At 66.1% G+C, this 13,842-nt stretch carries 13 protein-coding genes and 1 tRNA gene; 4 read left to right on the top strand and 10 right to left on the bottom strand.

What is annotated here, in order from left to right:
* Window positions 1-54 precede the first annotated feature (54 nt).
* The gene (locus D9X30_RS12495; RefSeq protein ID WP_228770876.1) at window positions 55-594 is read right to left on the bottom strand and encodes an outer membrane lipoprotein; all 540 of its coding nucleotides are present in this window, start codon (window positions 592-594) and stop codon (window positions 55-57) included.
* A 296-nt stretch (window positions 595-890) separates the two neighbouring features.
* Between D9X30_RS12495 and D9X30_RS12490 the strand changes: the two genes are divergently transcribed.
* Window positions 891-980: transfer RNA gene (locus D9X30_RS12490), tRNA-Ser, on the top strand.
* Window positions 981-1,083: 103 nt separating this feature from the next.
* Here the strand turns inward: D9X30_RS12490 and D9X30_RS12485 are convergent.
* The 5 genes from D9X30_RS12485 to gudD all read right to left on the bottom strand — a co-directional run bounded on the left by D9X30_RS12485 (window position 1,084) and on the right by gudD (window position 5,671).
* Window positions 1,084-1,740 (bottom strand): DUF799 domain-containing protein, encoded by a 657-nt coding sequence (locus D9X30_RS12485; RefSeq protein WP_153947522.1) that lies wholly within the window; start codon window positions 1,738-1,740, stop codon window positions 1,084-1,086.
* Entirely contained in the window at window positions 1,737-2,183 is a 447-nt protein-coding gene (locus D9X30_RS12480) for a DUF4810 domain-containing protein (RefSeq protein ID WP_153947521.1), read from the bottom strand. Before D9X30_RS12480 ends, D9X30_RS12485 begins: the two co-directional genes overlap by 4 nt.
* A 28-nt stretch (window positions 2,184-2,211) precedes the next feature.
* Window positions 2,212-2,844, bottom strand: coding sequence for a CsgG/HfaB family protein (locus D9X30_RS12475; protein ID WP_153947653.1), 633 nt, complete (start codon window positions 2,842-2,844; stop codon window positions 2,212-2,214).
* 357 nt (window positions 2,845-3,201) lie between these two features.
* Window positions 3,202-4,227 (bottom strand): tripartite tricarboxylate transporter substrate binding protein, encoded by a 1,026-nt coding sequence (locus D9X30_RS12470; protein WP_153947652.1) that lies wholly within the window; start codon window positions 4,225-4,227, stop codon window positions 3,202-3,204.
* A gap of 67 nt (window positions 4,228-4,294) precedes the next feature.
* Window positions 4,295-5,671 (bottom strand): glucarate dehydratase, encoded by a 1,377-nt coding sequence (gene gudD / locus D9X30_RS12465; protein WP_153947520.1) that lies wholly within the window; start codon window positions 5,669-5,671, stop codon window positions 4,295-4,297.
* A 277-nt stretch (window positions 5,672-5,948) separates the two neighbouring features.
* Between gudD and D9X30_RS12460 the strand changes: the two genes are divergently transcribed.
* Window positions 5,949-6,698, top strand: a complete 750-nt coding sequence (locus D9X30_RS12460; protein WP_153947519.1) for a FadR/GntR family transcriptional regulator — start codon at window positions 5,949-5,951, stop codon at window positions 6,696-6,698.
* 213 nt (window positions 6,699-6,911) lie between these two features.
* Entirely contained in the window at window positions 6,912-8,489 is a 1,578-nt protein-coding gene (locus tag D9X30_RS12455; RefSeq protein WP_153947518.1) for an aldehyde dehydrogenase (NADP(+)), read from the top strand.
* 84 nt (window positions 8,490-8,573) lie between these two features.
* Here D9X30_RS12455 and D9X30_RS12450 read toward each other — a convergent pair whose 3' ends face one another.
* The 4 genes from D9X30_RS12450 to D9X30_RS12435 are packed head-to-tail and all read right to left on the bottom strand — an operon-like array spanning window position 8,574 to window position 12,118.
* Complete coding sequence (locus D9X30_RS12450) at window positions 8,574-9,794, bottom strand: osmoprotectant ABC transporter ATP-binding protein OsmV (RefSeq protein ID WP_153947517.1); 1,221 nt, start codon at window positions 9,792-9,794, stop codon at window positions 8,574-8,576.
* Window positions 9,791-10,441 carry an ABC transporter permease gene (locus D9X30_RS12445; RefSeq protein WP_153947516.1) on the bottom strand — a complete coding sequence of 217 codons (651 nt, stop codon included), beginning with the start codon at window positions 10,439-10,441 and terminating at the stop codon, window positions 9,791-9,793. Before D9X30_RS12445 ends, D9X30_RS12450 begins: the two co-directional genes overlap by 4 nt.
* A 10-nt stretch (window positions 10,442-10,451) precedes the next feature.
* The gene (locus D9X30_RS12440; protein ID WP_153947515.1) at window positions 10,452-11,393 is read right to left on the bottom strand and encodes a glycine betaine ABC transporter substrate-binding protein; all 942 of its coding nucleotides are present in this window, start codon (window positions 11,391-11,393) and stop codon (window positions 10,452-10,454) included.
* A gap of 8 nt (window positions 11,394-11,401) precedes the next feature.
* Entirely contained in the window at window positions 11,402-12,118 is a 717-nt protein-coding gene (locus tag D9X30_RS12435; RefSeq protein WP_153947514.1) for an ABC transporter permease, read from the bottom strand.
* A gap of 673 nt (window positions 12,119-12,791) precedes the next feature.
* On the opposite strand from D9X30_RS12435, the gene D9X30_RS12430 reads away from it, so the two are divergent.
* A complete protein-coding gene (locus D9X30_RS12430; protein WP_153947513.1) occupies window positions 12,792-13,700 on the top strand; it encodes a pirin family protein in 909 nt (302 codons plus the stop codon).
* Window positions 13,701-13,842 lie beyond the last annotated feature (142 nt).

The raw sequence follows: 13,842 nt of genomic DNA, 5'->3' as shown, positions 1-13,842 counted from the left end.
ACACCCTGATCAGGTGTGGCGCTTTTACTATGTACTGCGTTGGCTGACTGACGATCAGTACGGCGTCGCCATGTCGTTGGCCACGCGCGCGCGGTCACCCACGCGCAGATTGCCCAGATTGCTCTGCGTCACCGTGGCCACGCGGCCATCGTCAAGCCGCACGTTCACGCGGTAGGCGGTCGACGTACTGCTGCCGGCGCGCTTCTCGATCTGGTTGCCGGCCACGGCGCCACCCACGGCACCGACGATCGTGGCCGCGGTCTGCCCGCGTCCGCCGCCGACCTGGTGACCCAGCAGGCCGCCAGCCGCGCCGCCGATCACGGTGCCCAGCAGGCCCGAACTGCCCTGCGTCGTCTGGATCGGCTCGATCGATTCCACGCGTCCGGTAAAGACCGAACCGCTCGGCGCCTGGTAGCTGTTGGTGCCCGGCTGCTGATAAGGCTGCGGAGGCGGGGCCGTGTTGTAGTTGCCGTAGCCGCCGTAACCGGGCTGCGCGCAGCCGGCCAGGCCAGCGGCCAGCGCCAGTGCGCCCAGGCCGCCAAGCGCCAGCCACGACCTCGGCGTGTCCTTGTTGTCCTTGTGTTGTTCCTGCATGATCAATTCTCCTCTGATAGCTGATTGAGGCGTTTGGAAAGGTGGACCTGCGCGGCAAGCGCCCGCAAATCGACCTTTCTAGGAACCTTACAGCCCCAACATGGTTCCGCGCTGTCCGACAAAGACCGACAAATGCGCCAGTGCCTGGCCCATTCCGGGCCGAAGCCGTCATGGAGCCGTCAACCATGCGACCTGTCATGCGCCCATCAAGCCGCACACTGCCAGGCCCTGCGACCTTGTATAATGCGCGGCCGGGCATGACGGATGACATGCCGCGCCCGGTATCCAACCCGAAAGGAAGCGTGGCCGAGTGGTTTAAGGCAGCAGTCTTGAAAACTGCCGATGGGGTGACCCATCCGTGAGTTCGAATCTCACCGCTTCCGCCAGACAAACGAAAAATGCCGCGGCACCGCTCCGATCTGGAGCCAGTGCCGCGGCATTTTTTGTTGGCCGCCCGCAGGCGGCCAGATCGGTCCGACTCAGTCCGATTCAGTCAGATTGATACTTCGGCGAACGCGGGCCGTACAGGAGGCCGTTGGGCGTCCCGGCCGACAGCAGGCGTGCGCTCGCGGTGCCGGCCACGGGATAGCTGGCGTCGGTCAGGTGGTTCATCGCCTGGTTGATGGCTGCCGTGACCAGCATGCCGATCAGGCCACCGCCACTGCTGCTGCTGTCCTGCGCCGCCACCGCCCTGCCGCTCCAGAGTTCATCGCCGGTCTTCAGGTCCACCAGCGTGGCTTTCGCGGCCACGCGGGTCACGCTGCTCAGCACCTGGTAGCGCGAGCCGTAGTCGGTCACGGTCACATACAGCGCCGCGTCGGCCCCGAAGATCTCGCGCAGCTTGGGCACCGGCACGGTATGGATATCACCGGGCACGGTCAGGCCGTTCTGGCGGAACGTCTCGTCGACCAGCGCCACCGGCAGCACGTAGTAGCCCGATTCGGCCAGCGGATACGTGGCCTGCGCCAGCATCGCGTAGGTGGCCTTGATGTCGGGCGACTCGTTCAGCGGCGGCAGCACCACGATCGAACGCGGGCGCGCTTGCTTGAACGCGGCGTAATTCACCTGCGTGGTCGGCACGGCGCAGCCGGCGAACAGCGCGGCCGTGCCCAGGGTGGCGATACAGGTCAGAAGGCGGCGCATCATTTGGTGCTCCCTGCGGTGACGTCAGACCTGGCGGCGGCCGTGGTTTCAGCCCTGGTCTGCGGTGCGGTGGCGGACCCCGCTTCCTTGCGCTCGTCGGTCTTCATGTTGCGCATCAGGAAGTCCATGTACGGCGTGGACTCGGGGAACAGCGTCTTTTCGGTCTGGAATTCCTTGACCGTCTGGTCGCCCTTGCCCACGTTCAGGTAGAGCATGCCAAGCTGGGCGTGATAACCCGGCGGCACCGAACCGCCCTTGGCCTTGATCTTTTCCAGGCCGCTTTCCAGCGCGGTGATCTGCGCTTCCTTCGACTCACCCTTGAAGTACTCGTAGACCTGCGACTGGTAGCCTTCCCACTGGTACATGGACTGCGGACCGGCGCACCCAGCCAGCAGGCCGGCCGCCGACAAAAACGCCGCGTTGCGCAGCGTGACCCATTGCTTCATGTTTTTCTCGCTTTTTGTTGGTAACGACTTACTGCTGAACGGGCTTCCAGGCCCCGCTTTCGATCGCGTTCACCAGGTTGTTCACGGCTTCGCGCATGGCCAGGTCCATCACCTTGCCGTTGAGCGTCGAGTCGAAGCTCGCCGTTCCGCCAAAACCGATCACCTCACGGTTCGACAGCTTGTATTCGCCCGCGCCCTGCGTGGCGTACACGACTTCGGACGTGCTGATATTGACGATATTCAGGTTGACCTTCGCGTAGGCCACCTGCTCGCGGCCACGGCCCAGGATGCCGAACAGCTGCACGTCGCCCACTTCCTTGCGGCCGAACTCGGTGATATCGCCAGTGACCACGAAATCGGCGCCCTTGAGCTTCTGGGCCTGGTTCTTGATGGCGGCTTCGCGCTTGATCTCGTCGAGATTCTCGCGCTCCAGCACGTTGAAGCGGTTGGTCTGCTGCAGGTGCGTCACCAGGCTGGTCTTGGCCTGGCCGCTCAGGCGGTCGATACCGTCCGAGAACACGCCGCGCATGTAGTTCGAGCGGTTATCGAACTTGCCCACCGCGATCGGGGTGCGCACGCCGTTGAACGGGCGGCTCGCGCTTTCCACCTTCTGTACCGGCAGGGCCGTCGACGTTTCGGTCGCGCAACCGGCCAGGCCCATGGCGGCCACGATCCCGGCCAGGCAGCAGCTCTTCAGATTCCTCACTTCAATTTCTCCAGATAGCGTCAAGGGTCGGCCATTTGCCGACCCGGCAACATGGACCAGCGGCCCAGATTCATCAATAGCAAAAGGGCGAAATACTACTGGCACCGATCACATTTGTCAGATTTTCGGCATGCCGCTGGCCTGGCACTGCCCAAATCGTTATCGGACATGTCCCGCGATAGTTGAGGCCGAGGCTGGGATACCCCCACTTCAGGCGGGGCTTGGAGGCAATCCCGCAGCGAGCCATCGGGCGCCCAAAGAAAAACCCCGCCATGCAGGCGGGGCCAATGTCCAGCAACTTCCGTGGAGGCATTACTCGGCGGTGATCCTGCCTTGCTCGATCACGGTCTTCCAGCGTTTGAGTTCCTGGTTTTCGAACTCGGCGAACTGTTCCGGCGTGTTGGCGACGACCTCGAAGCCCTGCTCGCTGAGCTTCTTCTGCATGCCAGGGTCCTTGAGCGCGCCGACGATGGCGCCGTGCAGCCGGGTTTTCACGTCAGCCGGGAGCCCCTTGGGCGCGGCCACGCCCTGCCACGAATACACATCCACGTCCTTGACGCCACCCTCGGCCATGGTCGGTACGTTCGGCAGCACCGACGACCGCTTGTCCGAGGTCACAGCCAGTGCCTTGAGCTTGCCGGTACGGATATGCTGCAGCACCGCGTTGATGTTCTGGAACGACACATCCACCTGGCCCGCCAGCAGGTCGGAGATGGCCGGCGCACCTCCCTTGTACGGAACGTGCAGGCCTTCGGTACCGCTCTTCTGCCAGAACAGCGCGGCGGTCAGGTGATCCGACGAGCCCGCACCCGAGCTGGCAAACGACACCTTGCCAGGATTCTTCTTCATGTAGGCCACCAGTTCCTGCAGCGACCTGGCCGGAAAGTTCGGGTTCGCCACCAGCACGTTCGGTGCGCGCACGGCCACCGTCAGCAGGTCGAAATCCTTGGCCGGGTCGTACTGCAGGTTCTTCTGGAGGAACGGATTCACCGCAAAAACGCCAATCGAGGCCACCAGCATCGTGTAGCCATCGGCCGGCGCACGCTTGACGAACGTGGCACCGATGGCGCCGGTGGCGCCCGGCCGGTTATCCACCACGAACGGCTGGCCAAGCTTCTCGTTGAGCGGCTGGGCCAGCAGGCGCGCGATGGTGTCGGTGGACCCGCCAGCCGGGAACGGCACCACGACCGAGACCGCACGTTGCGGCCAGGCGGTGCCCGATGCCATGGCGGCGGTGCTGACCGTCATGCCGGCCGCCAGCGCCACGGCCACGCCGGCAAGGCGGCGCAGCCACATGGAAGCAAAAGCCGCGCGCGGGGCGGCCGTGAAGGTGTACATCATGTTGTTGTCTCCTGCTTTGAACGAAAGCTGTGCGGCTTCTCTGAATATGTGGCCGATACGTCGATCAGCGCACCATGCAAGGCATCTTGTTGTTGAACTTCCAGTTGGGGATCAGGAACTGCATGGCGATGGCGTCGTCGCGCGCGCCCAGGCCCTTTTCCTGATAGAGGCGGTTGGCGCGCGCCAGCGCGTCCATGTCCAGTTCCACGCCCAGGCCCGGGGTCTTCGGCACCTGCACCAGGCCGCCTTCGATCTTCAGCGGATGGCGCGTCAGGTGTTCGCCGTCCTGCCAGATCCAGTGCGTATCGATGGCGGTGACACGGCCCGGCGCGGCGGCGGCCACGTGCGTGAACATCGCCAGCGAGATGTCGAAGTGGTTGTTCGAATGCGAGCCCCAGGTCAGGCCCCATTCCGAGCACATCTGCGCCACGCGCACCGAACCCTGCATGGTCCAGAAGTGCGGGTCGGCCAGCGGAATGTCCACCGACTGCAGGCGCACCGCATGGCCCATCTGGCGCCAGTCGGTGGCCACCATGTTGGTGGCGGTCGGCAGGCCGGTGGCGGCGCGGAATTCGGCCATGATCTCGCGGCCCGAATAGCCGTCCTCGGCGCCGCAGGGGTCTTCGGCATAGGCCAGGATGCCGTGCTTGTCGCGGCACAGGCGGATCGCGTCCTTCAGCAGCCAGCCGCCGTTCGGGTCCAGCGTGACGCGCGCCTTCGGGAACCGCTCGTGCAGGGCGAGGATCGCTTCCATTTCCTCGTCGCCGCTCAGCACGCCGCCCTTGAGCTTGAAGTCGTTGAAGCCGTATCGCTCATAGGCCGCTTCGGCCAGGCGCACCACGCCCTGGGCATCCATCGCCACTTCATTGCGGACGCGGAACCACGCGTTGTCGGCGCCGGGTTCGGTGCGGTAGTCGAGCGTGGTCTTCCTGCGGTCGCCCACATAGAACAGGTAGCCCAGCATTTCCACGGCGTCACGCTGCTGGCCTTCGCCCAGCAGCGCGGCCACGGGCACCTGCAGGTGCTTGCCCAGCAGGTCCAGCAGCGCCGCTTCCAGCGCGGTGACGGCGTGGATGGTGATGCGCAGGTCGAACGTCTGCAGGCCGCGCCCACCGGCATCGCGGCTGGCAAACTGTTCGCGCACCTTGTTCAGGATGGCCAGGTACTGGCCGATGCCCTGCCCCACCACCAGCGGGCGCGCGTCTTCCAGCGTCTGGCGGATGCTTTCGCCGCCGGGCACTTCGCCCACGCCGGTGTTGCCCGCGCTGTCCTTCAGGATGACGATGTTCCGGGTGAAGTACGGGCCATGTGCGCCCGACAGATTCATCAGCATGCTGTCGTGGCCAGCGACGGGCACCACGGTCAGTTCGGTCACGACGGGCGTGACCGACGTGAAAGACGTGGCGGGCAAGGCGCCCGGGGCTTTGGAAGTTGCGTTCATGTGGAGGGTCTCCGATTCCTGGTGTCTGGGCCGCCGGGTTCGCGCTTCCCCGTTGATGTGCGGAAATGCGCCCTGCTGTCTGCTGCTCATACGCTAATATATTAGTTGACCTGTGGGGCGAGGCGATCGTGCTGCCACAACGGTTTCGTGGCGGCAAGTTCCTGTGCGTTATCGGTCGTCGTATGACTTATGACGCAGTATAATGAGCGCGTACCTGCGCGGTCAACATTGCCGCCGTCAGGGTCATCCCCACAATGGTTCCAACACGTGCCCGCCCATGTCCAACGCTTCGATGACTTCGCCCGCTCCCCTGCGCCGCCGTGGCCGCACGCTTGCTGAAGAAGTAGTCGGCAACCTGACCGAGAGCATCCAGCAAGGCCAGCTCAAGCCGGGCGACAAGCTGCCGACCGAATCCGAAATCATGGCCACGCTCGGCGTGAGCCGCACCGTGGTGCGCGAAGCCCTGTCGCGCCTGCAGGCCAGCGGCCTGGTGGAAACGCGCCACGGCATCGGCACCTTCGTGCTGAACCGGCCCATCGAGACCCATTCGCCGTTCCGCATCGATCCATCGGCGATGGTCACGGCCATGGACGTGCTGGCCATGCTCGAATTCCGCGTGAGCCTGGAAGCCGAAGCCGCCAGCCTCGCCGCCACGCGCCGCAGCGACGACCAGCTGCGCGCCATGCGCCGCGCGCTGGACGACATGAAGCGCAACGCCGCCGAGGGCAGCGACGCGGTGGGTTCGGATTTCGAATTCCACCTGTCGATTGCCCGCGCCACCGGCAACCGCTATTTCACCGACATCATGGGCCACCTGGGCACCATGGTGATCCCGCGCAGCCGGCTGCAGGTGAGCCAGCCCGAGCGCGAGCAGTACCTGGAGCGCGTGAGCTTCGAGCACGAGAGCATTTTCGATGCGATCGAGCGACGTGATCCGGAAGCCGCCAAGGCCGCCATGCGCATGCACCTGACCAACAGCCGCGAACGCCTGCGCAAGGCGTCCGCGGCAGCCGGGTCCCCGACCTGAACCCCGTGCATCGCCTGACCGTTTCCCCGGCAGGCGACGCGGTTGCTAGGCGCCCCGCAATGTCATATGATGTCTTACGACGATGGCTTGACAACATTTCCACGGCGAGACGCACTGCGGCAGGCACACTCATGACAGCCACCCCTGGCTGCCTTTGCCCTGCGTGACGGTGTTCTGGCCTTCCTTTCCCAATTTCCCGCAGGACCCAAGATCATGACGATGACTGGCGAAATGCTGATCGGCGCCTCTGCCGTTCGCGGCACCGAAACCACCTTTTACGGCATCAATCCGGCCACGGGCGAAAGCCTCGAACCGGCCTACCAGGGCAGCACCTCGGCCGATGTAGACCGTGCCTGCGCGCTGGCCGAAGCCGCGTTCGACACCTATCGCGCCACGTCCCCCGAGCAACGCGCCACATTCCTGGAATCGATCGCCGCCGGGCTGGAGGCCCTGGGCGACGCCCTGATCCAGCGCGCGCATCTGGAAACCGCCCTGCCGATCGCCCGCCTCCAAGGCGAACGCGGCCGCACCGCCGGTCAGCTGAGGCTGTTCGCACGCGTGCTGCGCGATGGCCGCTGGCAAGATGCCACACTCGACAGCGCCCTGCCCGAGCGCACCCCACCGCGCCCCGACCTGCGCATGCAGCGCATCGCCATCGGCCCGGTGGCCGTGTTTGGCGCCAGCAACTTCCCGCTGGCCTTCTCGGTGGCCGGTGGCGACACCGCCTCGGCGCTGGCCGCTGGCTGCCCGGTCATCGCCAAGGCACACCCGGCACACCCGGGCACGTCGGAACTGGTGGGCCGCGTGATCCAGAAGGCCGTGGCCGATGCTGGCCTGCCCGAAGGCGTGTTCTCGCTGGTGCAAGGGGTGGGCAACGCCATCGGCACGGCGCTGGTGGCGCACCCGGTCATCCAGGCCGTGGGCTTCACGGGTTCGCGCGCCGGCGGCCTGGCCCTGATGAACGTGGCCAACAGCCGCCCGGTGCCGATCCCCGTCTACGCCGAAATGAGCAGCATCAACCCGGTGTACCTGCTGCCCGAGGCGCTGGCCGCCCGCGGCGAGCAGATCGCCCGCGACCTGGTCGATTCGCTGGTGATGGGCGTGGGCCAGTTCTGCACGAACCCGGGCCTGCTGCTGGCCATCGAAGGCCCGGCGCTGGAGACATTCCGCGCCGCGGCGCATGGCGCGCTGACCGGCAAGCCGGCCGCCACCATGCTGACGCCGGGCATCCACGCCGCCTTCGAGCGTGGCGTGGCCCAGCTGTCGGAAATCTCGGGCCTGACCCGCGCCGCCTGCGGCGTGGACGCCACGGGCCCGAACCAGGCCCGCCCGGTGTTCTTCGAAACGTCGGCCGACAAGTTCGTGGCCGACCACCGCATGCATGCCGAAGTGTTCGGCCCGTCCACCGTGCTGGTGGTCTGCAAGGACGCCGACGCGCTGGTGGATGTCACCCGCATCCTCGAAGGGCAGCTGACTGCCACGGTCCAGGCCGATGCCGGCGACCATGCCATTGCCGCCAGGCTGCTGCCGGCCCTGGAGCGCAAGGTGGGCCGTATCCTGTTCAACGGCTTCCCGACCGGCGTGGAAGTGTGCTTCGCGATGGTCCACGGCGGCCCGTTCCCGGCCACCTCGGACACGCGCACCACGTCGGTGGGCACCACGGCGCTGGACCGCTTCCTGCGTCCGGTCTGCTACCAGAACTTCCCGGCCGACCTGCTGCCGGACGCGCTGAAGGACGGCAATCCGCTGAATGTGTGGCGCCTGAAGGACGGCGAACTGGGCCACGCGTGATCGGTTTTGCTGGATGAATGAAAAACGGCCGCTCTGTGACGAGCGGCCGTTTTTTTATGGTGTCGTGAGGGATGCGCTTGCCGTTCAAGCCGCAACACGATCCTTCTGCGGCGCCACTACGGGCGCCGGCCCGATCGTCGTCACCGGCGAACTGGCGGGCGGCTGGATCACCGGCGCGGTGCCGCGCGAGCGGCCCGAGCTCAGGTAGTCGGCAATCGATTCCTGCGTGACTTCGCCCAGGTAGACGCCGTCCCCGTCGATCACCGGCAGCCAGCTCGTGTTGTGCTGGTACATGCGAGACAGCACGATGCGCAGGTGCTCGTCGAATGCGGCCGTGGTGGTGAACTGGCGCATCACGTCCGCGCACTGGCCGCCCTTGGCCAGCGCGTTGCGCACGTCGCGGCGCGTCACGTAGCCCAGCGCGCGCTGGGCGTCGTCCACCACGGGCAGGTGGCGCACGTCGGCATCGTCCATCACGCCGAACGCTTCGGCCAGCGTCATGTCGGGGCGGCAGCTAGGCGGCAGCGTGGCCGCGTCGCCGGCGCGCACCAGCAGCAGGCGCTTGAGCGTGTTGTCGTGGCCCACGAAGGCCTGCACGAAGTCGTCGGCCGGATGGGCCAGCAGCGCGTCGGGATGGTCGAACTGCACCAGCCGGCCGGCGCGGAACACGGCCACCTTGTCGCCCAGCTTGATGGCCTCGTCGATATCGTGCGACACCATGATCACGGTCTTGCCCAACTGGCGCTGCATCTGGAAAAACTCGTTCTGGATGCTCTCGCGGTTGATCGGATCCACCGCGCCGAACGGCTCGTCCATCAGCAGCACGGGCGCGTCGGCGGCCAGCGCGCGAATCACGCCGATCCGCTGCTGTTGTCCGCCGGACAGCTCGCGCGGATAGCGTTTGAGCATCTTGTCCGGGTCCAGCTGCACCATGCGGATCAGCTCGCGCGCCCGTTCGCGGCATTGCTTCTTGTTCCAGCCCAGCAGGCGCGGCACGACCATGATGTTTTCTTCGATGGTCATGTTCGGGAACAGGCCGATCTGCTGGATCACGTAGCCGATCTTGCGGCGCAGCGTGACGCCGTCGATGCCGGTGGTGTCCTCGCCGTCGATGCGCACTGTGCCCGACGTCGGCTGGATCAGCCGGTTGATCATCTTCAGCGTGGTGGTCTTGCCGCAGCCTGACGGCCCCAGGAACACGCAGATCTCGCCGCGCGGCACGGTCATGCTGACCTCGTTGACGGCGCGCACTTCGGTGCCGTCCTTCTGCGGGAAGGCCTTGGTGAGTTTGTCGAGTTCGATCATTGTCGGATTCCTTTCGGTGTCAGGGCACGCTGCAGGCTTTGCAGCGCGACGTCGGCCACGATGGCGAGCAGGCTCACGAGAACGGCGCCCACGGCAAGCTTGCTCATGTTGCTCTGGCTGATCGCCTGCAGGATCAGCACGCCCAGGCCACCGGCGCCGATGATGGCGGCAATGGTGGCCACGCCAATATTCATGACCACCGCCGTGCGCACGCCGCCCAGGATCACGGGCACGGCCAGCGGCAGGTCCACCAGGCGCATGCGCTGCCACGTGGTCATGCCGATGCCGCGCCCCGCTTCCTGGATGCCGTCATCGATATGGGTCAGCGCGGTGTACGTGTTGCGCATGATCGGCAGCAGCGAGTACAGGAACACCGCCGTCACGGCCGGCACGTAGCCCAGCGCGTGGCCGAAGCGCGCGAAGATCGGGATCATCAGCCCGAACAGCGCGATCGACGGCAGCGTCAGCACCACGGTGGCCAGCGCCAGCAACGGCGTGGCCAGAAAACGGTGGCGGGTGATCAGGATGCCCAGCGGCACCCCGATCACGATGGCCATGCCCACCGCGGAGCCCACCAGCGCGAGATGCTCGCCGGTGAGCCGCAGCAGTGTCGGCCAGCTATGGTGAAGGTAAGTCAGCAGATCCATGCGGCACTCCTCAGATCAGGCCGTGGCTGCGCAGGAAGTCGCCTGCCACCTTGTCCACGGGTTGCTGGTCGATGTCGACCTTGTAGTTCATGTCGGTCATCGCCGCGTTGTCGAGCTTTGCTGCCAGCGCGTTGAGCAGCCCGCCCAGTTGCGGATACGCGTCGAGCACGGCGCGGCGCACCACCGGCACCGCGTTGTACGGCGGGAAGTAATGCAGGTCGTCCTCCAGCAGGACGAGGTCGAAGCCCTTCACGCGGCCATCGGTCGTGTAGACCAGCCCCAGGTCCACCTGGTTGTTCTTGAGCGCGGTGTAGACCAGGCCCGGATCGAGCTGGATCACGTCCTTGCGCGTGAACGGCAGCTTGTACGCGGCCTTCAGCGGCTCCAGGCCGTCGGGGCGCGCGGCGAATTCCATGTCCACGGCCAGCGGATGCTTCGTGCTCTCGCCCTCGGCGCGCATTTTCTCGGCATAGGCCGACAGCGTGCGGATATCGCCGGCGCGCTCCTTCGGCATGGCAAATGCGTAGGTGTTGTTGACCTGCGAGGCATCGAGCCAGACCAGGCCCTTCGCGGCATCGAGCGTCTTCACGCGCTTGTAGCTTTCCGGGCCGTCGAGCTTTTCCTCGACCTTATTGAACACGATCAGCGCGGTGCCGGTGTAGTCCCACACCACGTCGAGCTGGCCCGATTCCAGCGCCTGGCGCATGAGCGTGCTGCCCAGCCCCGAGGTCAGCGTCGTGTCGATGCCCTTGGCCTTCAGGTACTGCGTGGTCATCGACGACAGGATCAGCTGCTCGGTGAAGTTCTTGCCGCCCACCCGCACCGGGCCCGCGCCTTCCTGCGCGCGCGCCGGGGCCGTGGTCAGCAGCAGCGCGGCCAGCGCGATGCCGATGGCGGCGGCCAGCCAGAACACGCGGCCTTCCACCAGACGATTCACGGATTTGGATTTCATACGATTCCTCACTGCGCCAGCCCGCGGCGCCGCAGGTAGATCTGGCCGGCGGCGGCGAACAGCGCGTCCAGCACCAGGGCCAGCAGCGCGGTAGCGGCGGCGCCCAGCAACAGCAACGGCTGGTTGTTCAGGTAGATGCCCGGGAAAATCAGTTCGCCCAGGCTGTTCGCGCCGATCAGGAACGACAGCGGCACGGTGCCCACGTTGATCACCAGGCTGATGCGCACGCCGGCCAGGATCACGGGCAGCGCGTTGGGCAGTTCCACGCGCACCAGGCGCTGGCACGGCGTCATGCCGATGCCCCGCGCGGCTTCCTTGAGGGCGGGCGACACGGTGCGCAGCCCTTCGTACGTATTGCGTACGATCGGCAGCAGCGAGGCCAGCCACAGCGCCAGGATCGCCGGACGCTCGCCGATGCCCAGCACGGCCAGCGCCAGGGCCAGTACCGCCAGCGACGGCACGGTATTGCCGATGTTGAAGACCTGCATGAGCCGGTCGGCCCAGCGGCGCATGCACGGGCGGCTCAGCGCGATGCCGGCCGGCACGCCGGTCAGCAGGGCCAGTGCCATCGAGATCGCCACCAGGCGCAGATGGTCGGCCACGTCGTAGAACAGGCGGTCCTGGTACTGATGGATGACGTCAACGCCGATCCACGCGACCAGTCCGGCCACCGCAACGGCAACGACGCCCCCCCAGGCCAACGCCCGGATGGTTCGTTTTGACATATTTCCCCTCTCCAACCCCGGGGCGGCCAACCATGCCAATGCCAATGCAAATGCATGAATCACCACATCCCGGATGCGGAAAACAAAAGGGCCGGCGGAAATGTCGATGGGGTGCCCGCCGGGGCCCTGGTTCAGATTGCCTTGCCGCCATGACCGGCACGATTGCCAGCGGACGGACTATTGGGTGCGGCACCGGCGTGGAGACCGGCGAAACACCCGATTGATGGGGTCCAGGCATGAAGCCCAAACCCGCAGGAGCGGCGCAACCCGGAAAGGTTGGCCAGTGGCGGCGATTGATGCCCGACAGATGTCGTGTCGGTATGGCGCCGCCGGTCAATCGGCCGTTGCCAGACAACGGATTGCGGGGTTCGGGGTGCAGCCCCGACCACAGCAATTTTTGGCAACGGATGACAAAGAGACCGCTATTCTACACAACTTCTGCGATCCTGTCATCTTCACCGTTTCCGTCTCCGAAATAACGCGGTTTCGCGCGAAATTTCCGAACCCGGCTTCGTTGCATTCACGCTATCGATCAACGCCGATTCGTTCCACCTACAGAACAATCTGTTGCCCGCCGACCCTCTACCGCTTTCTCGCCAAACCCTTAAATTGTGGGGGTAGACACGACGGCCGGAAGCCAGGGTTTCCAGGCCGTCCCAACTGGAGATTTCACATGACCACCCGTATCGCCACCGTTCCGGCCACCGCCACGGAAACCGTGCAGCGTTCGCGCGCCGTGGATCGCGTGGTTCGCGGCATCGCCACGTCTGACGGCGCCGGCGTGAAGCTGACCCGCGTGCTGACGCAGAACCTGCAACGCCGGCTCGACCCGTTCCTGATGCTCGATGCCTTTGGCACCGACAACAAGGACGACTACATCGGCGGCTTCCCCGATCACCCGCACCGCGGCTTCGAGACCATCACGTACATGCTGGCCGGCCGCATGCGCCACCGCGACAGCGCCGGCCACGAAGGCCTGCTGGAAAACGGCGGCGCGCAGTGGATGGTGGCCGGCTCCGGCGTCGTGCACTCGGAATTGCCGGAGCAGGAAGACGGCCGGATGGAAGGTTTCCAGCTCTGGCTGAACCTGCCGGCGGCGGACAAGATGACCACGCCCTGGTATCGCGACATGCCGGCGGCGGCAATCCCGACCGTGGCACTGCCGTCGGGCGGCACGGTGCGCGTGCTGGCCGGTGCCTCGCATGGCGTGGCCGGTGCCGTGACGCGTCCGGTCACCGAACCGCTGTACCTGGACGTGCATCTGCCGGCTGGCCAGTCGTTCACGCAGGCCCTGCCGGCCGGGCATAACGCGTTTGTCTACGTCTATCGCGGCGCCGTGACGATCGGCGACGCGGTGGTGGAAGCGCAGCGCATGGGCGTGCTGGACAACGCGGGCGAGTCCGATGGCGTGGTGGTCACCGCGGACGAGGACACCCGCTTCCTGCTGATCGCGGGCCAGCCGCTGAACGAGCCCATCGCGCAGTACGGCCCGTTCGTGATGAACACGCAGGATCAGATCTACCAGACGCTGGCCGATTTCCGAGACGGCCGGTTTGCGACGATCCCCGCCAGCGCCGCCTGACACGGACAACTGATTCGGGTCAACCCTGACCGCCGCCCTGCCCTAGCCGGCAGCGCGGCGGTTTTTCTTTGCGGCTGTGGCCGGCACGCGACTTGCAACCTCCCGGTACCCGTTGTGGGGCATGGCTGGAGGGCCAAAGTGG

Origin of the sequence: Cupriavidus sp. U2 (assembly GCF_009663685.2) — a bacterium.
GTDB classification, from domain to species: Bacteria; Pseudomonadota; Gammaproteobacteria; order Burkholderiales; family Burkholderiaceae; genus Cupriavidus; species Cupriavidus necator_C.
The sequence above is the reverse complement of the archived record's forward strand: the minus strand, read 5'-3'. Positions and strand labels throughout refer to the sequence as shown.